At 60.6% G+C, this 21,053-nt stretch carries 13 protein-coding genes and 2 riboswitches; of the genes, 8 read left to right on the top strand and 5 right to left on the bottom strand.

Annotated features, from left to right (window positions below):
* Positions 1-44: 44 nt before the first annotated feature.
* Complete coding sequence (gene metH, locus CKW38_RS17415; RefSeq protein WP_007912586.1) at positions 45-3,755, bottom strand: methionine synthase; 3,711 nt, start codon at positions 3,753-3,755, stop codon at positions 45-47.
* Between the two features lie 154 nt (positions 3,756-3,909).
* Between metH and CKW38_RS17410 the strand changes: the two genes are divergently transcribed.
* From CKW38_RS17410 to nfuA, 3 genes are all read left to right on the top strand, one after another.
* Entirely contained in the window at positions 3,910-6,216 is a 2,307-nt protein-coding gene (locus CKW38_RS17410) for a fatty acid cis/trans isomerase (protein ID WP_095113377.1), read from the top strand.
* A 178-nt stretch (positions 6,217-6,394) separates the two neighbouring features.
* Positions 6,395-7,417, top strand: coding sequence for an acyltransferase (locus tag CKW38_RS17405; protein ID WP_095113376.1), 1,023 nt, complete (start codon positions 6,395-6,397; stop codon positions 7,415-7,417).
* Between the two features lie 57 nt (positions 7,418-7,474).
* Positions 7,475-8,059, top strand: a complete 585-nt coding sequence (nfuA, locus tag CKW38_RS17400; protein WP_007912592.1) for a Fe-S biogenesis protein NfuA — start codon at positions 7,475-7,477, stop codon at positions 8,057-8,059.
* Positions 8,060-8,145: 86 nt separating this feature from the next.
* On the opposite strand, the gene cobM is transcribed toward nfuA, so the two are convergent.
* From cobM to CKW38_RS17380, 4 genes are all read right to left on the bottom strand, one after another.
* A complete protein-coding gene (gene cobM, locus CKW38_RS17395) occupies positions 8,146-8,892 on the bottom strand; it encodes a precorrin-4 C(11)-methyltransferase (protein ID WP_095113375.1) in 747 nt (248 codons plus the stop codon).
* A gap of 79 nt (positions 8,893-8,971) precedes the next feature.
* Positions 8,972-9,385, bottom strand: coding sequence for a cobalamin biosynthesis protein (locus tag CKW38_RS17390; RefSeq protein ID WP_007912596.1), 414 nt, complete (start codon positions 9,383-9,385; stop codon positions 8,972-8,974).
* Positions 9,382-10,083 (bottom strand): CbtA family protein, encoded by a 702-nt coding sequence (locus CKW38_RS17385; RefSeq protein ID WP_095113374.1) that lies wholly within the window; start codon positions 10,081-10,083, stop codon positions 9,382-9,384. Before CKW38_RS17385 ends, CKW38_RS17390 begins: the two co-directional genes overlap by 4 nt.
* Before the next feature lie 11 nt (positions 10,084-10,094).
* Positions 10,095-10,292, bottom strand: a complete 198-nt coding sequence (locus CKW38_RS17380; RefSeq protein WP_007912603.1) for a CbtB domain-containing protein — start codon at positions 10,290-10,292, stop codon at positions 10,095-10,097.
* Positions 10,293-10,415: 123 nt separating this feature from the next.
* A riboswitch (cobalamin riboswitch) is annotated at positions 10,416-10,638 on the bottom strand.
* A 1,109-nt stretch (positions 10,639-11,747) separates the two neighbouring features.
* Positions 11,748-11,960, top strand: a riboswitch (cobalamin riboswitch).
* A 98-nt stretch (positions 11,961-12,058) separates the two neighbouring features.
* Here CKW38_RS17380 and cobW point away from each other — a divergent pair.
* The 5 genes from cobW to CKW38_RS17355 all read left to right on the top strand — a co-directional run bounded on the left by cobW (position 12,059) and on the right by CKW38_RS17355 (position 20,831).
* Positions 12,059-13,132 carry a cobalamin biosynthesis protein CobW gene (gene cobW, locus CKW38_RS17375; RefSeq protein WP_095113373.1) on the top strand — a complete coding sequence of 358 codons (1,074 nt, stop codon included), beginning with the start codon at positions 12,059-12,061 and terminating at the stop codon, positions 13,130-13,132.
* 3 nt (positions 13,133-13,135) lie between these two features.
* The gene (gene cobN / locus CKW38_RS17370; RefSeq protein WP_095113372.1) at positions 13,136-16,984 is read left to right on the top strand and encodes a cobaltochelatase subunit CobN; all 3,849 of its coding nucleotides are present in this window, start codon (positions 13,136-13,138) and stop codon (positions 16,982-16,984) included.
* A gap of 359 nt (positions 16,985-17,343) precedes the next feature.
* On the top strand, positions 17,344-18,345 hold the full coding sequence (locus CKW38_RS17365; protein ID WP_007919214.1) for an ATP-binding protein: 1,002 nt from the start codon (positions 17,344-17,346) through the stop codon (positions 18,343-18,345).
* Entirely contained in the window at positions 18,327-19,010 is a 684-nt protein-coding gene (locus CKW38_RS17360) for a VWA domain-containing protein (protein WP_176472345.1), read from the top strand. Before CKW38_RS17365 ends, CKW38_RS17360 begins: the two co-directional genes overlap by 19 nt.
* 174 nt (positions 19,011-19,184) lie before the next feature.
* Positions 19,185-20,831, top strand: coding sequence for a phospholipase D-like domain-containing protein (locus tag CKW38_RS17355; protein ID WP_095113370.1), 1,647 nt, complete (start codon positions 19,185-19,187; stop codon positions 20,829-20,831).
* The last annotated feature ends 222 nt before the right edge of the window (positions 20,832-21,053 follow it).

Genomic DNA, 21,053 nt, shown 5'->3' with positions numbered 1-21,053 from the left:
TGACCGGGCTCGGGATTAGAGAAATCCCGGGCCCTTGACCGGTCTCAGTTGTCGTAACCCAGATTCGGCGCCAGCCAGCGCTCGGTCACGCTCAATTCCTGACCTTTACGCGAGGTGTAGCTCTGCACCTGATCCTTGTCGACCTTGCCCACGGCAAAGTACTGCGCTTGCGGGTGGGCGAAGTACCAGCCGCTGACCGCAGCCGCCGGGAACATCGCGTAGTGTTCGGTGAGGAACACGCCGCTGCGGCCGGCGCGCATTTCTTCGGCTTGCGGATCGAGCAAGGCGAACAGCGCGGCTTTCTCGGTGTGATCCGGGCAGGCCGGGTAACCCGGAGCAGGGCGGATGCCGCTGTATTGCTCTTTGATCAGCGCGTCGTTGTCGAGCACTTCGTCCTTGGCGTAACCCCAGTGCTCTTTACGCACTTGCTGGTGCAGCCATTCGGCGCAGGCTTCGGCCAAACGGTCGGCCAGGGCTTTGACCATGATCGAGTTGTAGTCGTCGCCAGCGTCTTGGTAAGCCTTGGCCACTTCCTCGGCGCCGATGCCGGCGGTGGTGATGAAACCGCCGACGTAGTCGGTCACTTCGCTGTCCTTCGGCGCTACGAAGTCGGCCAGCGAGAAGTTCGGCTTGCCGTCGGTCTTGATGATCTGCTGGCGCAGGTGATGCAGCTTGGCCAATGGCTTGCCGTCATCGCCGTACAGTTCGATGTCGTCGTCATGCACCTGATTGGCCGGCCAGAAACCGAACACCGCACGGGCGCTGATCAGCTTCTCGTCGATCAGCTTGGCGAGCATTTCCTGCGCGTCCTTGTACAGCGCGGTGGCGGCTTCACCGACCACTTCGTCTTCAAGGATGCGCGGGAACTTGCCGGCCAGATCCCAAGAGATAAAGAACGGCGTCCAGTCGATGTATTCAGCGAGGACTTTAAGGTCGATGTTGTCCAGCACCTTGCTGCCGGTGAAGGTCGGTTTGACCGGCTCATAAGTTGCCCAGTCGAACTGCGGCTTCTTGGCGATGGCCGCGGCGTAGCTCAAGCGCTCGGTACGGGCACTGCGGTTCGAGGTGCGTTCGCGTACATCGACGTATTCCAGACGGGTTTTCTCGACGAAACCGGCCTTCAATTCTTTCGACAGCAACTGCGTCGCCACGCCGACCGCGCGGGAAGCGTCGGTCACGTAAACCACGGCATCGTTGCTGTACTTCGGTTCGATCTTCACCGCGGTGTGCGCTTTGGAAGTGGTCGCGCCACCGATCATCAGCGGCAGATGGAAATCCTGACGCTGCATCTCACGGGCAACGTGAACCATTTCGTCCAGCGACGGCGTGATCAGGCCGGAGAGGCCGATGATGTCGCACTTCTGTTCTTTGGCGACCTGCAGAATCTTCTCCGCCGGCACCATTACGCCGAGGTCGACGATGTCATAGCCGTTGCAACCGAGTACCACGCCGACAATGTTCTTGCCGATGTCATGCACGTCGCCCTTCACCGTCGCCATGAGGATCTTGCCCTTGGCTTCCGGCTTGTCGCCTTTTTCCAGTTCGATGAACGGGATCAAGTGCGCCACGGCCTGCTTCATCACACGGGCGGATTTCACTACCTGCGGGAGGAACATCTTACCGGCGCCGAACAGGTCACCGACGATGTTCATGCCCGACATCAGCGGGCCTTCGATCACTTCGATGGGACGCGCGAACGACTGACGCGACTCTTCGGTGTCTTCAACGATGTGCGTGGTGATGCCTTTGACCAGCGCATGTTCCAGACGCTTGTTGACGTCCCAGTTGCGCCACTCTTCGGTTTCGGCTTCCTTGACGCTGCCGTCGCCCTTGTACTTGTCGGCGATGGCGAGGAGGGCGTCGGTGCCTTCCGGCGTGCGGTTGAGGATGACGTCTTCCACAGCGTCGCGCAGTTCCTGCGGGATCTGGTCGTAGATTTCCAGCTGCCCGGCGTTGACGATGCCCATGGTCAGGCCGGCGCGAATCGCGTACAGCAGGAACACTGAGTGGATCGCCTCACGCACCGGGTTGTTGCCACGGAACGAGAACGACACGTTGGACACGCCGCCTGACGTCAGCGCGTACGGCAGCTCGTCGCGGATGTAGGCGCAGGCGTTGATGAAGTCCACCGCGTAGTTGTTGTGCTCTTCGATACCGGTAGCGACGGCGAAGATGTTCGGGTCGAAGATGATGTCTTCCGGCGGGAAGCCGACTTCGTTGACCAGAATGTCGTAGGAGCGTTTGCAGATTTCTTTTTTGCGCGCTTCGGTGTCGGCTTGGCCGGCTTCGTCGAACGCCATCACCACCACCGCCGCGCCGTAGCGCTTGCACAGTTTGGCGTGGTGGATGAACTGCTCGACGCCTTCTTTCATGCTGATCGAGTTGACGATGCCCTTGCCCTGAATGCACTTGAGGCCGGCTTCGATGACTTCCCATTTCGACGAGTCGATCATGATCGGCACGCGCGAGATGTCCGGTTCACCGGCGATCAGATTGAGGAAGGTCACCATGGCCTTCTTCGAATCGAGCATGCCTTCGTCCATGTTGATGTCGATCACCTGCGCGCCGGCCTCGACCTGTTGCAAGGCGACTTCCAGCGCTTCGGTGTAGTTGTCTTCACGGATCAGGCGGGCGAACTTGGCGGAACCGGTGATGTTGGTACGTTCGCCGACGTTGACGAACAACGAACTGCGATCGATGGTGAACGGTTCCAGACCGGAGAGGCGGCAAGCCTTGGGAATGTCCGGAATCTGCCGCGGCGCATAACCGGCGACGGCTTTGGCAATGGCTTCAATGTGCCCCGGCGTGGTGCCGCAGCAGCCGCCAACGATGTTGAGGAAGCCGCTCTGGGCGAATTCTTCGATGACTTTGGCGGTTTCCGACGGCAGTTCGTCGTACTCGCCGAATTCGTTCGGCAGGCCGGCGTTCGGGTGCGCGGACACATGAGTGCTGGCCTTGTTCGACAGCTCTTCCAGGTACGGACGCAGTTCACTGGCGCCGAGCGCGCAGTTCAGACCTACAGAAATCGGCTTGGCGTGCGCCACCGAGTTCCAGAACGCTTCGGTGGTCTGGCCCGAGAGGGTACGGCCGGAGGCGTCGGTGATGGTCCCGGAAATCATGATCGGCAGTTCGATGTGCAGCTCTTCGAACACACCTTGCACGGCGAAGATCGCCGCTTTGGCGTTGAGGGTGTCGAAAATGGTTTCGATCAGGATCAGGTCGGCGCCGCCCTCGATCAGACCTTTGGTGGCTTCGGTGTAGTTTTCCACCAGCTCATCGAAGGTGACGTTGCGATAGCCGGGGTTGTTGACGTCCGGCGACAGCGAACAGGTGCGGCTGGTCGGGCCGAGCACGCCAGCGACGAAACGTGGCTTGGCCGGGTTCTCGGCGGTCTTGGCGTCGGCAATCTTGCGCGCCAGACGTGCGCCTTCTACGTTTAATTCGTAGGCCAGTTCTTCCATGCCGTAGTCGGCCATGGAAATGCGCGTGGCGTTGAAAGTGTTGGTTTCGAGGATGTCGGCACCGGCATCCAGGTAGGCTTTCTCGATGCCGCCGATCACGTCCGGACGGGTGATCACCAGCAGGTCGTTGTTGCCCTTGACGTCACTCGGCCAATCCGCGAAGCGTTTGCCGCGATAATCCTGCTCTTCGAGCTTATAGCTCTGGATCATCGTGCCCATGCCGCCATCGAGTATCAGGATGCGCTCTTTGAGAGCTTGCTTGAGAGCTTGAAGGCGGACGCTGCGATCGGACATTTGGACTACTCGGAAAGACCATTACGAAGGAGCGGGATCATAACAAACCTGTGCGGTTTTAGAGCATGTGGCGCTTTTGCATGAATATCGCTCATGTTGGTACGGGCGTCATAATGTAGAATCGCGGCGTTTTTTAACAATCGGGATCAGCAGCATGTCTTACCGCGTCATTGGTTTTGTGTTGCTGTTTCTCAGCTGGGGCGCCGTGGCGCAAGAGCCAGCGACTGCACCGGCCATTTCTCCGTCGATTTCTTACGTCCGCGACATCCAGCCAATCTTCACCGAGAAGTGCGTAGCCTGTCATGCGTGCTACGACTCCGCTTGCCAGTTGAATCTGGGCAGTGGCGAAGGCGCGGCCCGTGGTGCGAGCAAAATGCCGGTCTATGACGGCGAGCGCACTGTCGCGGCGCCGACCACCCGACTGTATTACGACGCCTTCGGCAAGCACGCCTGGCAGCAGAAAGATTTCTATTCGGTGCTCGACGCCCAAGGCAGTCAGGCTGCACTGATGGCGCGCATGCTAGAACTCGGGCACAAGACGCCGCTGACACCGAACGCCAAACTCCCGGAAGAGATCGTGCTGGGCCTGAACCGCCAGAATATGTGCGCGCTGCCCGCCGAGTTTGAAGGTTACGCCGGCGCTCACCCGAAAGAAGGCATGCCGCTGGCGGTGACCGGGTTGACCGATCAGCAATATCAGACGTTGCAGCGTTGGCTGGCATCCGGAGCGCCGATTGACGAACAAGGCCTGGCGCCGAGCGCGAAAGAGGCGCTGCAAATCGTCCAGTGGGAGAACCTGCTCAACATGCCGGGGGCACGGCAAAGTCTGGTCGGCCGCTGGTTGTACGAGCACTGGTACCTCGCGCACATTTATTTCAAGGACGGCGAGCCGGGGCATTACTTCCAGTGGGTGCGTTCGCGCACGCCGAGCGGTCAGCCGATCGACCTGATCGCCACCCGTCGTCCCAACGACGATCCGGGTACTCAGGTGTATTACCGCTTGTGGCCGGTGCAGGGCGTGATTGTGCATAAAACCCACATCACCTATCCGCTGAGCGCGGCGAAGATGGCGCGGGTGAAAAGCCTGTTCTACAGCGGCAACTGGCAGGTCAATGCCTTGCCCGGTTACGGCCCGCAGAGCCGTGCCAATCCATTCGCGACGTTCGAAGCGATTCCGGCCCAGGCGCGATATCAATTTATGCTCGATAACGCCGAATACTTCGTCCGCACCTTTATTCGCGGGCCGGTGTGCCGGGGCCAGATCGCCACCGACGTAATCCGCGACAACTTCTGGGCGCTGTTCCAGGCGCCGGAACACGACCTCTATATCACCGACCCGAACTATCGCGGCCAGGCCACGCCGTTGTTGGCCATGCCCGGGCAGAACGACGATGTCGGCAGCGTTTTGAGCTTGTGGCACAACTACCGCAACAAACGTAATGAGTACGAAGCGCTGCGCCGCGACAGCTACGCCGATCTGCCCGCGCCGAGCTGGTCGACCCTGTGGGCCGGCAACGACAACGCGTTGCTGAGCATTTTCCGTCACTTCGACAGCGCTTCGGTGACCAAAGGCCTGATTGGCGAGGTGCCGCAGACAATGTGGCTGTTCGACTATCCCTTGCTCGAGCGCACCTATTACCAGTTGGCAGTCAACTTCGACGTGTTCGGCAACGTTTCGCATCAGGCGCAAACCCGTCTGTATTTCGACCTGATCCGTAATGGCGCCGAGCAGAACTTCCTGCGCCTGATGCCCGCCGATTCCCGCGAGGATTACCTCGACGATTGGTACCAGAGCAGCGGCCAGTTCAAGATGTGGCTCGATTATGAGGCGATCGATGACGACAAGCCGACGGCGCTGAAGCTCGATGAAAAGGATCCGAAATACGACTTCGCCATGCAATTGCTGGCGCGTTACGGCGACCTCAACGCGCGGCCCGATCCGATCAACCGTTGCGACGGCGCTTACTGCTCACGGCCGAATATTGACCCGGCGCTGCAAAATGCCGAGCAGGCGCTGAGTCGCCTGACGTCGCGCCCGGCGGCCGGCTTGAAGGTGATCGACCAGTTGCCGGAAGCGACCATGCTGCGCATAGAAACGGCCAACGGCAAGCGCGAGGTCTACAGCCTGCTGCGCAACCGTGCGCACAGCAACGTGGCGTTCCTGCTTGGTGAGTCGCTGCGCTATCAGCCTGGGCTGGACACGATCACGATTTATCCGGGCGTGCTCAGCAGTTATCCGAACTTCATGTTCAACATTCCTGCCGACCAAGTGGCGGAATTTGTCGATGCCATGGAAAACGCCAAAGATGCCAACCGCTTCGAGAAAATCGTCGAACGTTGGGGGATTCGGCGCAGTCATCCGCAATTCTGGTTCTATTTCCACGATTTGAGTCAGTACATCCACGAAACCGATCCGGTGGAAGAGGGTGTGCTGGACATGAACCGCTACGAGAATCTTTGATCGTTTGAGAGCGTCCTGCTGTCCCAACTTCAAGCAACACCGCAAAACCCTGTAGGAGCTGTCGAGTGAAACGAGGCTGCGATCTTTTGATCTTTCAAAATCAAGATCGAAAGATCGCAGCGTGCCGCGGCTCCTACAGGGATTGAGGTGAATTTGAGGGTGTGATCGGGAGCAGGTGATGTTGATTTCAGTGCAAGCCCTGCGTGCGCTGGCCGCGTGGACGGTGGTCTGCCATCACTTCATGCAGATTTTCTTCGACTTCAAGGCACGCGGACCGATCGGGCAACTGTTCATCGATAAAGGAGCGGTGGGCGTCGATATTTTCTTTGTCATCAGCGGCCTGGTGATTTTCCTCTCGACCGAAAACAAACCCCTACCGCCCGCGCGGTTTCTCTTGTACCGGCTGTTTCGCATCGTCCCGGCGTATTGGCTCTACACGCTATTGATGGCGCTGCTGGTGGTGTTTGCCCAGCCCATATTGCCGGATCAAACGGTGGACTGGGGCCATCTGCTGTTGTCGTTGCTGTTCATTCCTACCGAGAACCCCGGCGGTTACGGCATCTACCCGACGCTCAATGTCGGCTGGACGTTGAATTACGAAATCCTTTTCTACGTGCTGTTTGCCTGGGCGCTGTTGTTTCGCTTGCAGGTGCGTCTGTTGGTGGTCGCGGCGCTGTTGTTCGCCGTGTGTCAGACCTGGACCGGGTTTGGCTGGATCAGCGAGTTCTATCGTTCGGACATCGTCTATGAATTCCTGCTGGGGATTGGCATCGGCATGCTTTATCGCCGGGGCTGGATCGGTGCGGGACTGTGGCTGCCGCTGGCGGCAATCGTGGCGGTATTGCTGACGATCTATCAGTTGCCGCCGGCGCCGAGGCTGCTGAACTGGGGTGTGCCGAGTGCCGTGCTGGTAATGGCATGTATCTCACTTGAGCGTTATGTCGAGCGCAGTCGGGTACTCAAACTGCTCGGCGATTGCTCGTATTCGGTGTATCTGATGCACGTTCTGGTGCTGTCGGCAGGCGGTTATCTGGCCCGGCGCTACGGCGTCAACCCGTATTTGATGTTTGTCGTCTGCGCGCTGGCCATCGGTGTCGGCTCCTGGCTGAGCTACGAGTGGGTGGAAAAACGCAGCTATCGCTGGCTCAAGGCGCAAATCGACGAAGAGCCTGACGAGAATCTTTCCCGACAAAAATACTAGGACTTTGTCCGGCGCAACGATTGGCGTAAACTGCGCCCAAGCCTGCGAGGAGTTTCCATGACCGCTATTACCATTACCGACGCCGCCCACGATTACCTGGCTGATCTGCTCTCCAAGCAGAACACCCCGGGCATCGGCATCCGCGTCTTCATCACCCAGCCTGGCACCCAGTACGCCGAAACCTGCATTGCCTACTGCAAGCCGGGCGAAGAAAAACCTGAAGACACCGCGCTGGGGCTGAAAAGCTTCACCGCGTATATCGATCACTTCAGCGAAGCGTTTCTCGATGACGCCGTGGTCGACTACGCCACCGACCGCATGGGCGGTCAACTGACCATCAAGGCGCCAAACGCCAAAGTACCGATGGTCAACGCTGACAGCCCGGTCAACGAGCGCATCAATTACTACCTGCAAACCGAAATCAACCCGGGGCTTGCCAGCCACGGCGGTCAGGTCAGCCTGATCGATGTGGTTGAAGACGGCATCGCCGTTCTGCAGTTCGGTGGCGGTTGCCAGGGCTGCGGCCAGGCGGACGTGACCTTGAAGGAAGGCATCGAGCGCACCTTGCTCGAGCGCATCCCGGAGCTCAAGGGCGTTCGCGACGTGACCGACCACACGCAGAAAGAAAACGCCTACTACTAAGGTGTTCGCTGCGGACATGAAAAACGGCGCCCCGTGAGCGCCGTTTTTTTATGGGTGACATTCAGGAATGCATTCGCGAGCAGGCTTCATGGGCGATAGAGGTGAGCATGCCCGGCGCGATACAACGATGACTCGCTAAAAACTTCACTGCCCAACACGCGTCCCACCAGAATCAACGCCGTACGCCGAAACCCTTTGGCCTCAACCTTCCCGGCAATATCCGCCAGCGTCCCCACCACCCAATCCTGATCCGGCCACGTCGCCCGGTGGATCACCGCAATCGGGCAGTCTGCGCCGTAATGAGGCAACAGCTCCGCCAGAATCTTCTCCAGATGGTTGACCCCCAGATGAATCGCCATGGTTGCGCCGTGCTGCGCCAGGCTGCCCAATTCCTCACCGGCCGGCATGGCGGTTTTATCGGCGTAGCGGGTCAGAATCACGCTCTGCGACACGTCCGGCAGTGTCAGTTCCGCGCCAAGCAACGCCGCACACGCAGCGGTCGCGGTCACCCCGGGAATGATCTCAAACGGAATATCCAGCTCACGCAGATAACGAATCTGCTCACCAATCGCGCCATACAGACTCGGATCGCCGGAATGCACCCGCGCCACATCCTGGCCGTTGGCATACGCGGTTTTGATCAGTTCGATGATCTGTTCGAGGTGCAGCTCAGCGCTGTTGACCACCGTCTCGGCTTGATGGCCGTCGAGCACCGCTGCCGGCACCAACGAACCTGCATAGATAATCACCGGGCAACTGCGGATCAGCCGCTGGCCTTTGACGGTGATCAATTCCGGGTCGCCGGGGCCGGCGCCGATGAAGTAGACAGTCATCGTTAAATCCTTGGAAAAGAGGTGCAACAACGCTTCAGATGAAGATTGCTCATGATCAATGGCGGGGATTATCGGGATTTTACGCCGCGCCGGCCAATGCCAACGTGGCCTGGGCGTATTTCTGCCGGGAAATCAGCAGTTTTGCCGGTGCCTGAATCAACTGTTCGGCGAGGGCCAGTGCCGCACTTTCGGCGACGCCGTAGCAACCGGTGCGTTCGAAGGCGATTTGCGAATGGTGACTGAGTCGTTGCTGATAAGTGGCCAATTCCTCGCTGCTGAAGTACAGCAAGGGCAGGGCCAGTTGCGCGGCAAGTTCTTGCAGCCCTGGCTCGTCGCGCTTCAAGTCGATGCTGGCCAACGCCTTGACCGCTTGCAGCTCGATTCGGTGTGCCTGTAAGGCTTGGTCAAGCAATGCGCGCAGCGTGCTGGCCGGGCAGCCGCGCTGGCAGCCCAGGCCGATCACGAAGGTCGGCACTGCGCTGTCATCGGTCATACGTGGTATTGACCATCGCTTTTGCGGCGGAACAACCAGGCGCTGATCAGGCCCAGGGCCAGCCAGAACACTACGTTGGTTAGCTGCGAAGCGATTTTGAACTGGGCTTCCAGTGCTTCCGGCGCGAGCATCGAATGCACTTGCGGCTGCGGCGCGCCGATCACGTGCGGCACGGCGAGGATGGCCACACCAAGGATCTTCATCAGCCAGTGGCGGCTGAACACGATCAGCGACAGGCCGACAGCGGTCGAAGCGGCCGTGCCGATCCACCACATTTGTCGTGAGGCCAGATCAGCGGCAGCGGTGCCCGGCAACTCGGGCGGCAGGCCCAGGGTTGGCGCGAGGACGAATGTTGCGTAACCGGCCAGACCCCAGAGCAGGCCTTGCGAGGTTTTGGTCGGCGCGCGCAGGGTGTAGAGGCCCGCGAGCATCAGGGCGAAACCGACAGCCACCACCAGATTGCCGCCTGTGGTCGATACCACGCGCTGCCAGCCGTCTTCCGGCTCCCAGGCTTCGGCATCGTGGGTGTGGCCGGCCATGGCGCCTTCGGCGTGTTCATGAACAGCCACCGGCTCGGCTTTCTCGTAGGTTTCAGCCTGAATAATCAGCGGTGAAACCCAGAAGCTTTGCAGCAGAGTGAGGAGCAGGGCGGCCAGCAGGCCGGTGAAACCTGCGGTTTGCGCAATACGCTTGATCATGTCGGCAGGTCTCAGTGGCACGGGAACGCGGCGCTGTGACGGGTATCGTGAGCGGCGTTGTGCACCGCCTCGATGTGCGAGAAACCGGCGAAGTAGACCAGGCTGGCGCCGAGGATCGACGCGAAGATCGCAGCGCTCAGGCGTTGGCTCAGGGTGGTGGTGCTGACGATTTTGTCCGTGTTGCTGCCGGTGCTGCTGATGATCGACATGGCGCTTCCCTCTGGAGTGTCAGTGGGTGAATCGAGCGCATGAAAACCCCTGCGGGTCGGGCTCGCAGAGGTTCGAACAGCGCCCGCCCACCGCGGGTTTGTTATGTTCAGCGACGCACAAAATGCGGGCTGTGTGTTGCGGGCCGGTCTCCGGGCTCACGAGGGGTTGGCGTCAGGCCGACCTGCAAGCGCCACCTTCCCATGCCTTGCTGACACAGTGGTTTTGACGCTTCGCTCGCTTACCGTTGCGGGGGCAGCACCGGACTGACATGGGCTTGAGTAAAGCACATGATTCACCGGTTTCCCGTTTCACCCTGTGAAGGGCACCCGTAACAAGTTGTGTAGGAGAGCATGGGGGTGGGGTTTTGGTCAATTTTTTGGGGTGGATCCGTTGCTGCGGGTGTTGCTGATTAGGGTTCCGCCCTTACGGCGGGTCACTTTTTCCAGACGCCGAAAAAGTAACCAAAAAGGCTTGCTCCTACGTGCGGCCCGCTCGCTGGGGCTCGGGGTTCCTTCGCTCCGGGATCGATCCGGGCGCAGCGTCTCCGGTTTGCTTCGCTGCACCTACTCCCGCTGTGTTTGGCTGCGCCAAACGGTCGCTGCGCTCCCACGCCCGGATCAATCCCTCCACTCAGCCTTCCGACGTCGCCGGTGGATCAAGATCAAGATCAAAAGCAGGCGAGCTGACACTCGGCCTATTGAGTGGTTAGGAGCACAGCGTGGTCGGCTTTCGATTTGTGGTGGATTCGCCCCTCACCCCAGCCCTCTCCCTAAGGAGAGGGAGCCGATTTTTGGGCTTCTCAAAATCTGAGTTCAACGCGGTATCGCACGTCGGCGTACCTCCCCCAAACGCCTCGATCAGTCCAATCTCCCGAGGTAGAGGAAGCCGATTTATGTGCTTTTCAAAGCCTGAGTTCAACGCGATATCTCACGTCGGCGTACCTCCCCAAAACGCTTCGATCAGTCCAATCTCCCGAGGTAGAGGAAGCCGATTTATGTGCTTTTCAAAGCCTGAGTTCTACGCGATATCTCACGTCGGCGTAACCCTACCAAACCACTCGGTCAGTCCCCTCTCCCTTTGGGAGAGGGCTAGGGTGAGGGGCTCTTGATCTGGCTTTGCCTTTGGCTTTGGCTTTTGATCTTTTGCCCCTTCGGCAGGCCGAGCAGAGGTGTTCATCCGGGGGTAGGCGCGCAGCGCCGTTCGACGAAGTCGAACACATCGAGAGGAGGTGCAGCGAAGCAAACCGTAGGCGATGCCCCCGGATGGACACCGTAGCGAGGGAACACTGAGCCTCAGCGAAGTGCCGTACGCCGGGGCAAAGCCTTTTGCTTACTTTTCGGCGTCTGGAAAAGTGAGTCGCTGTAAGAGCGAAACCGCCAGCGGCAGCACCCGCAGCAACGGATATGCCCCCAAAACCAAATCTCAACGCCCATTGACCCACCCTTAGACGATGCGTAGCCTTGCGCCTTCGAGGTTCTTCGGCCCACGCCGAAGCTAAGAAGGGAACGCGGTCAATGCCGCGGCTGCCCCCGCAACTGTGAACGGTGATGTTCGCTGCCACGCCACTGCCAGCTCAACTGATGAGCCCGCGGGAAGGCGCAGCAAACGCCAGGCCCAGCGCCTGAACGCCGTCAGCCAGGAGACCTGCCTCGTCACAGATTCTCAATTCAACCGGGCGGGGTGATCCGGTGGCGAACTCTCCGGGCACGCACGCGCGTTGCCGGTTCTCGTCCCGTATGCCCGCCGCTTGCCAAAGGGCATACCGATGAAAACACTGGCCAAACTCCCCGTCACCATCGTCACCGGCTTCCTCGGTTCGGGCAAAACCACGCTGCTGCGGCACATGCTCGACAACGCTCAGGGCCGTCGTATCGCGGTGATCGTCAACGAGTTTGGCGAGTTGGGCATTGACGGTGAAATCCTCAAGCAATGCACCATCGGTTGCACCGAAGAAGAAGCCACCGGCCGCGTTTACGAGCTGGCCAACGGCTGCCTGTGCTGCACCGTTCAGGAAGAATTCTTCCCGGTGATGCGTGAACTGGTTGCCCGTCGTGGCGACCTCGACCACATCCTCATCGAAACCTCGGGCCTGGCCCTGCCGAAACCGTTGGTACAAGCTTTCCAGTGGCCGGAAATCCGCAGCGCCTGCACCGTTGACGCGGTGATCACTGTGGTCGACAGCCCGGCCGTCGCTGCCGGCACCTTCGCTGCGTTCCCGGATCAGGTCGATGCCCAGCGCAAACTCGATCCGAACCTCGATCACGAATCGCCGCTGCACGAACTGTTCGCCGACCAACTGGCCAGCGCCGACCTCGTCATCCTCAACAAGGCCGACCAGACCAGCCCGGAAGATCTGGCTCGCGTTCGCGCTGAAGTCGCCGAAGAGCTACCACCGGCGGTGAAAATCATCGAAGCCAGCAACGGCCGTCTGCCGCTGGACGTGCTGATCGGCCTCGGCGCCGGATCCGAAGAACACATCGACAGCCGCCACAGCCATCACGATCACCACCACGGTGAAGGCGATGACGACCACGATGATCACGATCACGACGCCTTCGATTCGATCTCCATCGAACTGCCGCAAGCCGATGAAAGCCTGCTGCTCGACGCACTGACACAACTGGTGGTCAAGCACGGCATCCTCCGGGTCAAAGGTTTCGCCGCCATTCCGAACAAGCCGATGCGCCTGCTGATCCAGGGTGTGGGTACGCGTTTCGACAAACATTTCGACCGTCAGTGGGGCGCCGATGAAGCGCGCGTGACACGTCTGGTGCTGATCGGCCAGGAACTCGACGCCGCCCTACTCGAAGCGCAACTGCGCGCCGCGCTCAGCGTTTAAGCCATGCACCTGCTCAGGACCCAGCCCGGCGGTTTCGTCTCGGATGACAACATTGCCGACCTTGGCCAAACCCCCGCCGAGCTGGTGATCCTGTGCAGCGGCGACTCCAGCCTGGCGCTGCTCGCCGAGGCCGCGCAGCAGTTGCCCGAGGATTACCCGAGCCTGCGCCTGGCCAATCCGATGCAGGTGCAGAATCACGCCTCGGTCGATCTGTATGTCGATGAAGTGCTGCGTCACGCCAAGGTGATTCTGATTTCGTTGCACGGTGGCATTGCCTATTGGCGTTATGGCGTTGAGCGTCTGGTTGAGTTGTCCGAGCGTGGCGTGCAGCTGATTCTGGTGCCGGGCGATGACCGTCCCGATCCGGAGCTCAGCGACTTGAGCACTGTCAGCGCCGAAGATCGCGACCGGCTCTGGCAGTTTTTGCGTCAGGGCGGCTTGGGCAATGCGCTGGACTTCTTCCGCTGTCTGGCCAGCCGTTGGCTCGCCCGCGATTACGCCTGGGAAGAACCGCAGACCCTGCCGCGCACGGCGATTTACCACCCCAATAAAACCTCCGCCGCACTGAGTGACTGGGAAGCCGAATGGCTGCCCGAAAACCCGGTTGCGGCGGTGCTGTTTTACCGCTCGCATCTGCAGGCGGCGAACACTGCTTTTATCGATGTTTTCTGCCAGCGCTTGCAGGCGGCGGGGCTTAATCCGTTGCCGATCGCGGTGGCCAGTCTGAAAGAACCCGGCTGCCTGACGGTGGTCGAGGATTGGCTGGATGAAGTCGAGGCTGGGGTGATTTTGAACACCACTGGCTTCGCCCAATCCAGCCCTGAAGCGCCGCACTTGCGGCCGTTTCGCCGCAATATTCCGGTGATCCAGGCGATCTGCGCACAGGACAACGAGCCTGGCTGGCGCGCCAGCGAGCAAGGCCTGGGGCCGCGGGATCTGGCCATGCACATTGCCTTGCCGGAACTCGACGGGCGCATCATCAGCCGACCGATCAGCTTCAAGGATCTGGCCTGGCGCAGCGAGCGCAGTCAGTCCGACGTGGTCTGCTATCGCGCGCAGCCCGAGCGTATGGATTTTGTCGCTGAACTGGCGCGGCGCTGGATCGATCTGGCGCGGGTGCCGAATGGTGAAAAACGCGTCGCGCTGATTCTCGCCAACTACCCAACCCGTGATGGACGCATCGGCAACGGCGTCGGCCTCGACACGCCGGCAGCGGCACTGAACATCCTGCGTGCGTTGCAGGCTGAGGGCTATCCGGTCACCGCAGAATTGCCGGGCAGCGGCACCGAGTTGATCCAGCAGTTGCTCGGTGGCGTCAGCAACGATCTCGACACCATTGATCTGCGCCCCTGCCAACAAAGCCTGGCGATGGACGCTTACCTGACGATGTTCAACGCCTTGCCCGAAACCAATCGTGCGGCGGTGGTTGAACGCTGGGGCGCGCCGCAAAACGATCCGATGTGCCGCGACGGGCGCATGATGATCGCCGGCATTCGCTTCGGCCTGACCTTCGTCGGCATTCAACCGGCGCGTGGTTATCAGGTCGATCCGAGTGCGGTCTATCACGACCCGGATCTGGTGCCACCGCACGGCTATCTGGCGTTCTATTTCTGGCTGCGCAACACCTACGGTGCACACGGCGTGATTCACGTTGGCAAACACGGCAACCTCGAATGGCTGCCGGGCAAGGGTGTTGGTCTTTCGGAGAATTGCTGGCCGGATGCGTTGCTCGGGCCGCTGCCGAACATTTATCCGTTTATTGTCAACGACCCGGGTGAGGGCGCCCAGGCCAAGCGACGCACGCAAGCGGTGATCATCGATCACCTGATGCCGCCGCTGACCCGCGCCGAAACCTACGGGCCGCTGCGCAATCTGGAACTGCTGGCTGACGAGTATTACGAAGCACAACTGCTCGATCCGCGCCGCGCTCGCGAGTTGCAGCGCGACATTCTGCAATTGGTGCGCGAGACGCAGATCGACCGCGAGCTGCAACTCGACGCCGGGATGGACAGCGACGCCGACGCGGCAATCTGGCTACCGCGTCTTGATACCTATTTGTGTGATTTGAAGGAATCGCAGATTCGCGATGGCTTGCACATTTTTGGCGAGTCACCGAGCGGGCGATTGCGCATTGATACGTTGCTGGCGCTGCTGCGCATTCCACGCGGAGACGGCAAGGGCGCGCAGTCGAGTCTGCTGCGCGCGTTGGCCAAAGCCTTTGAACTCGGTTTCGATCCGCTCGATTGCGCGCTAGCCGATCCATGGACCGGCCCGCGCCCCGCAGAGCTGCAATCGCAAAGCGATGAAGTCTGGCGCAGCGCCGGCGACACCCGCGAACGCCTCGAACTGTTTGCCACGCAACTGATTTCCCAGACGCTGCAATCCCCTTGTAGGAGTGAGCCTGCTCGCGATAGCGGAGTGTCATTCGATACGGATTTGCCTGACACACCGCCATCGCGAGCAGGCTCACTCCTACAAGGACCGCGTTGGGCTGAAGTCAGTGCAATAGTCGAGAATCTGCGCGAAGTCGTCGCCCCGCGTCTCGATGCCTGCGGCCCCGCTGAAATGCGCGGCCTGCTCGACGCGCTCAGCGGCCGTTTCGTCCCCGCCGGCCCCAGTGGCGCACCCAGCCGTGGCCGCCTCGACGTCCTGCCAACCGGGCGCAACTTCTACTCGGTCGACGTGCGCAACCTGCCCACCACCACCGCGTGGCGCATCGGCTTCCAGTCAGCGACGTTGATTCTGGAGCGACACCTGCAAGACCACGGCGATCACCTGCGCCAGCTCGGTTTATCGGTCTGGGGCACGGCAACCATGCGTACCGGTGGCGACGACATCGCCCAGGCCATGGCGTTGATGGGCGTGCGTCCGGTGTGGGCCACTGGCAGTCAGCGCGTTGACGATTTCGAAATTCTGCCGCTGAGTCTGCTCGACCGCCCGCGTGTCGATGTCACGTTGCGGGTTTCCGGATTTTTCCGCGATGCGTTCGCTAACCTGATTCGCCTGTTCGATGCGGCGGTGCAGGCGGTAGCGGCACTGGACGAGCCGGACGATCTCAACCCATTGGCCGCCAAAGTACGGGCCGAGCGCGAGGCACTGTTGCAGTCGGGCGTCGATGCGGACACCGCACGGCGTCAGGCCGGTTGGCGGATCTTCGGCGCCAAACCCGGTGCCTACGGCGCAGGCGTGCAGGGCGCGATCGATGGCCGTTTGTGGCAGAGCCGCGACGATCTGGCCGAGGTTTATCTGAACTGGGGCGCTTACGCCTATGGCGGTGCCGACGAAGGTACGGCCGCCCGCGAGCAGTTCGTCCAGCGCCTGAGTCAGGTCCAGGCGGTGCTGCAAAATCAGGACAACCGCGAGCACGACTTGCTTGATTCCAACGACTATTACCAGTTCCAGGGCGGCATGCTTGCTGCCGTGGAAACCCTGCGCGGCGAAGCGGCGGCGAGTTATCACGGCGATCACAGTCAACCGGATCTGCCGAAGATTCGCACCTTGAAAGAAGAACTGAACCGGGTGATTCGCTCACGGGCGGCCAATCCGAAATGGATCGACGGGGTCAAGCGTCATGGCTATAAAGGCGCGTTCGAGATGGCGGCGACGGTGGATAATCTGTTCGCGTTCGATGCCACGACACAGTTGATCGATGATCATCAGTACGCTTTGCTGGCCGATGCCTATTTGCTCGACCCGGCGACTCGGGAGTTTGTTCGCGAGCATAATCCGCATGCACTGAGGGACATGACCGAGCGCATGTTGGAGGCTCAACAGCGGGGGATGTGGCAGGAGCCGGGGGCTTATAAGGAAGCACTGGAAAATCTGCTGCTGGATATTGAGGAAGATATGTAGCGTCCTCAGGAAAGTCACCCCCTCACCCCAGCCCTCTCCCCCAAGGGGGCGAGGGGGAAAGGGAGCCGATTTGTGTGCTGTTCAGAATCGAAGTCGACTCGATAATCCAGGTCGGCGTAACTCGAAAGAGCACCGCAATCAGTTCCCTCTCCCCCAGGGGAGTATGGGGGGAAGGGGGAAAGGGAGCCGATTTTTGTTGGCTTGGAGTCTGAGTTCAACTCGATAAATCAGGTCGGCGTACCTTGAAAGAACACCTCGGTCAGTTCCCTCTCCCTCCGGGAGAGGGCTAGGGTGAGGGCCACCCCGACTGACACCCCACAATGCCAAGTACATCCACGACCACGACAGAGAAAACCCAAATGACCGACACCCCGCATTTCCCGCTCTCCGCCGTGGTCGGTGCCGATGACTTGAAACTCGCCCTGTGCCTCACCGCCATCGACCCGAAAATCGGCGGTGTGCTGATCGAAGGCCCGCGCGGCATGGCCAAATCCACCCTGGCCCGTGGTTTGGCCGACCTGCTCGCCAGCGGTCAATTTGTCACCTTGCCGCTGGGTGCGACTGAAGAACGCCTGGTCGGCACCCTCGACCTCGACGCCGCCCTCAGCGAGGGGCGAGCGCAGTTTTCGCCGGGCGTACTGGCCAAGGCTGACGGCGGCGTGCTCTACGTCGATGAAGTCAATCTGCTGCCCGATCATTTGGTCGATCTGCTGCTCGACGTTGCCGCCAGCGGCACCAACCTGATCGAGCGCGACGGCATCTCCCATCGGCATTCGGCGAAGTTCGTGCTGATCGGCACGATGAACCCGGAAGAGGGCGAGCTGCGTCCGCAACTGCTTGACCGCTTCGGCCTGAACGTTGCCCTCAGTGGCCACACGGCGCCGACCGAGCGCGGGCAGATCATCCGCCGGCGTCTGGATTTCGACAGCGACCCGCAAGCGTTCTGCACGCAGTGGGAAGCTGAGCAACAAGCCCTGCGTGTGCGTTGCGAAAATGCTCGCGCTGCCTTGGCCAATATTGCGCTGGACGATGCCGCACTGGCGCAGATCACCGAGCGTTGCTTTGCTGCCGGCGTCGATGGACTGCGTGCCGACCTGGTCTGGTTACGCGCCGCTCGTGCTCACGCGGCATGGCGTGGGGCCGCGGTGATTGGCGAGGAAGACATCGACGCCGTGGCCGAGTTTGCCCTGCGCCATCGGCGCCGTGAGCAAGCGCCATCGAGTCCGCAACAACCGGCTCAGGCGCCGGCCGAGACTCAGGCATCACCGAGCGAAGGGCAGGGCCAGTGGGGTGACATGCCGGCGCCGGCGCTCGCCACCGGCGCCCGCCGCGAAGTGCCGAGCTGGCCAAAAAAGCCTTAGGCATTCGCCCCCGATCCGATGCGGGGGCGAATGCCAGACCCCGCGCCGGACGGCTGGACAACGGACGTCAGGGCAAGCGCCATACGGCCCGCAGCGGTACGGTGAACTGGCCGGGCACGTTGCTCAAGGGGCGTCCTCGGGTTCGTGAAGATCTGCTGTTTCAACTGCGCACACGCTCGCCGCATGAGCTGTGGCTGGTGATCGTCGATGCCTCCGCCTCGACGCGGCGTCATCAGGCCTTGAGCGATGCCAAAGGCCTGCTCGCGCAACTGTTCGATGACGCCTATCGCCAACGGGCGCGCCTGGCCTTGTTGACGGCCAGCGGCTCGGCGCCGAAATGGCAGGTGCAAGGGTTGAAGGCCTCCAGCGGTTTGCATAGCTGGCTGGAGGCGTTGGGCGCTGGCGGTGGCACGCCGTTGCTGGCGGCACTGGCGCAGGCAGAGCAATGGCTGGCGGTGCGCCGCAAGCGTTTTCCCGCCGAGCAGCAACGCCTGCTGGTGGTGACCGATGGGCGTTTGAAACAGTGGTCGGGACTAGCGGCGCTGGCGTGTCCGGGGTTGTTGATCGATATCGAGCGCGGGCCGATCCGGTTGGGTCGGGCACGGGATCTGGCTTCAGCGTTGGGATCCGAGTATCGACACATTGATGAGCTGATTTCTCTCTAACCTTTTCGGCGATTGTTCTACCGTCTTCGCGAGCAGGCTCACTCCTACATTTGGAATGCGTTCCCCTGTAGGAGTGAGCCTGCTCGCGATTGCATCGACCCGGTCTAGAACCGAACACTCAAAACCCGCATCACTGCTCTATGCTGCACCCAGCCCAATCACAAGGAGTGAGCGATGCGCGTTCTGGTCAAAAACCCTCAAGACGACTTCCGCGTCAAAGCCTACGCCGGCACCAACGGCGTGCTGCTGGCCATGGATCTGGCCGAACCCCGGCGCAAAGGCCTGCTGGGATTTGCCATCGAAAAGCAGCAGGGCGCCAAACCCTGGTTGTTCCTGTTCAACAGCCTGACCTTCCCGAATAAGGCTCACACCTTTCCCCAGTTCCACGCGACACCAAGCGATACCGCGCCGCTGCAGAAATTTCGCTGGGCGGATTACGCGGTCAATCCGGGCATGACCCTCCACTATCGCGTGCATCCGGCCTACGGCACGGCCGATGCCGTGCAGTTGGGCGAGTCGCTGGAGCTGACGATCACTTCCGATGACGGCCAGCCGAGCAACCAAAGCGTGAATTTCAATCGAGCCGTTGCTGCCAGTCAGGCGTTCCAGCGCAAGTTTCCCGATCTCGACGCGCAGATCAGCGCCAATAAAAACATGCCCATCGAAGCCTGGCCCGATGCGGCCCGTCAGTGGCTGGAAAACGGCTTGCTCGGGCGCTTGCTGGGTTTTATCGAGCGTGCCGTCGATGGCCAATGGGCGCTGGACATTGCCATCTACGAATATCAATTGCAGGCGATCGTCGTAGCGGTGAACGCGGCGTTCGCGCGGGGCGTGAAGGTGCGGGTGCTCTACCACGCCCGGCCGGACGATGAAGACACCACAATCAACGAAGCGAGTCTGGCGGCACTGCCTGCGGCGAGCAAACGCGGGCGAGTGACCCATAACATCTTTCACAACAAATTCATGGTCCTCAGTCGCGTCGGTGTCAGTGGTGAGCATCACCCTGAAGCGGTTCTGTGTGGCAGCACTAATTTCACCGCCAACGGGGTCTACCGGCAGGCCAACGTGGTGCATGTGCTGGACGATGAATCGATCGCCGCGAGTTATCAGCAGACGTTCGAGCAGATCTGGGTGCAGCCGGACGACGTCGGTGCAACCCGTGACTGGATCACCGAACACAATCCGATGAATCCGCAGCAGCCGTTATTTACCGGGTTTTCACCGCGTACCGGCGGGGCTGACCTGCAGGCGTTCGAGAACATCATCAGCGCGGCAAAAAAGGACGTGCTGTTCGTCACCGCGTTTTCGCTGCCGGACGCGATCCTTAATGCCTTGCTTGGACAGCCCCACGACGACATTTTGCGTTATGGCCTGCAAAACACCGCCAGCCGCATCACCGGGTTTCACGCCGACCGCAGCGCCGAATTCGCCGCCACCGCTTTGCTCAATACCGGTCTGGAAGGCTGGCTGCGCGAGAACATGAAAGGTCAGAAAGGCAATCTGCTGGTGCACACCAAAGCGGTGGTCACCGACTTCACCACCGATACGCCGACCATCATCAGTGGCAGCCATAACCTCAGCGCTTCGGCCAGCAATGGCAACGATGAAAACTACCTGATCATTCGCGGCGACACCGATCTGGCGGATCGTTACGGGCTGGAACTGCTGCGATTTTACGAGCATTACCGGTTTCGCTATTTCGCGAAGAAGCTGGCGTTGAAGCAGGTGAGTCCGTTGGCCGTGGATGACAGTTGGACTAACGATTACTACATCGAGGGGGACTTGCGGCAGTTGTCGCGATTGCGTTTTGCCGGACGCTGACACCGAACTGTAGGAGCTGCCGAAGGCTGCGATCTTTTGATCTTGTTTTTAAGAATCAAAATCAAAAGATCGCAGCCTTCGGCAGCTCCTACAGAGGTATTCGGGGCGGATTACAGATTTTGAAATGATTTGCCGCTGTAGGAAATGTTCCCAAAGCCTGTACGCTCCAAGGCCACTTTTCATTCAGGATCTACATGAACACCCTCTCGGAGCCTCCCAGTT

Origin of the sequence: Pseudomonas sp. Irchel 3H7 (genome assembly GCF_900187605.1) — a bacterium.
Classification (GTDB): Bacteria; Pseudomonadota; Gammaproteobacteria; order Pseudomonadales; family Pseudomonadaceae; genus Aquipseudomonas.
This window is presented reverse-complemented; position numbering and strand designations above follow the sequence as displayed.

Coding starts and splice junctions, on each gene's coding strand:
- metH (WP_007912586.1), bottom strand. CDS start 3,755: ATGTCCGATCGCAGCGTCCGCCTTCAAGCTCTCAAGCAAGCTCTCAAA.
- CKW38_RS17410 (WP_095113377.1), top strand. CDS start 3,910: ATGTCTTACCGCGTCATTGGTTTTGTGTTGCTGTTTCTCAGCTGGGGC.
- CKW38_RS17405 (WP_095113376.1), top strand. CDS start 6,395: ATGTTGATTTCAGTGCAAGCCCTGCGTGCGCTGGCCGCGTGGACGGTG.
- nfuA (WP_007912592.1), top strand. CDS start 7,475: ATGACCGCTATTACCATTACCGACGCCGCCCACGATTACCTGGCTGAT.
- cobM (WP_095113375.1), bottom strand. CDS start 8,892: ATGACTGTCTACTTCATCGGCGCCGGCCCCGGCGACCCGGAATTGATC.
- CKW38_RS17390 (WP_007912596.1), bottom strand. CDS start 9,385: ATGACCGATGACAGCGCAGTGCCGACCTTCGTGATCGGCCTGGGCTGC.
- CKW38_RS17385 (WP_095113374.1), bottom strand. CDS start 10,083: ATGATCAAGCGTATTGCGCAAACCGCAGGTTTCACCGGCCTGCTGGCC.
- CKW38_RS17380 (WP_007912603.1), bottom strand. CDS start 10,292: ATGTCGATCATCAGCAGCACCGGCAGCAACACGGACAAAATCGTCAGC.
- cobW (WP_095113373.1), top strand. CDS start 12,059: ATGAAAACACTGGCCAAACTCCCCGTCACCATCGTCACCGGCTTCCTC.
- cobN (WP_095113372.1), top strand. CDS start 13,136: ATGCACCTGCTCAGGACCCAGCCCGGCGGTTTCGTCTCGGATGACAAC.
- CKW38_RS17365 (WP_007919214.1), top strand. CDS start 17,344: ATGACCGACACCCCGCATTTCCCGCTCTCCGCCGTGGTCGGTGCCGAT.
- CKW38_RS17355 (WP_095113370.1), top strand. CDS start 19,185: ATGCGCGTTCTGGTCAAAAACCCTCAAGACGACTTCCGCGTCAAAGCC.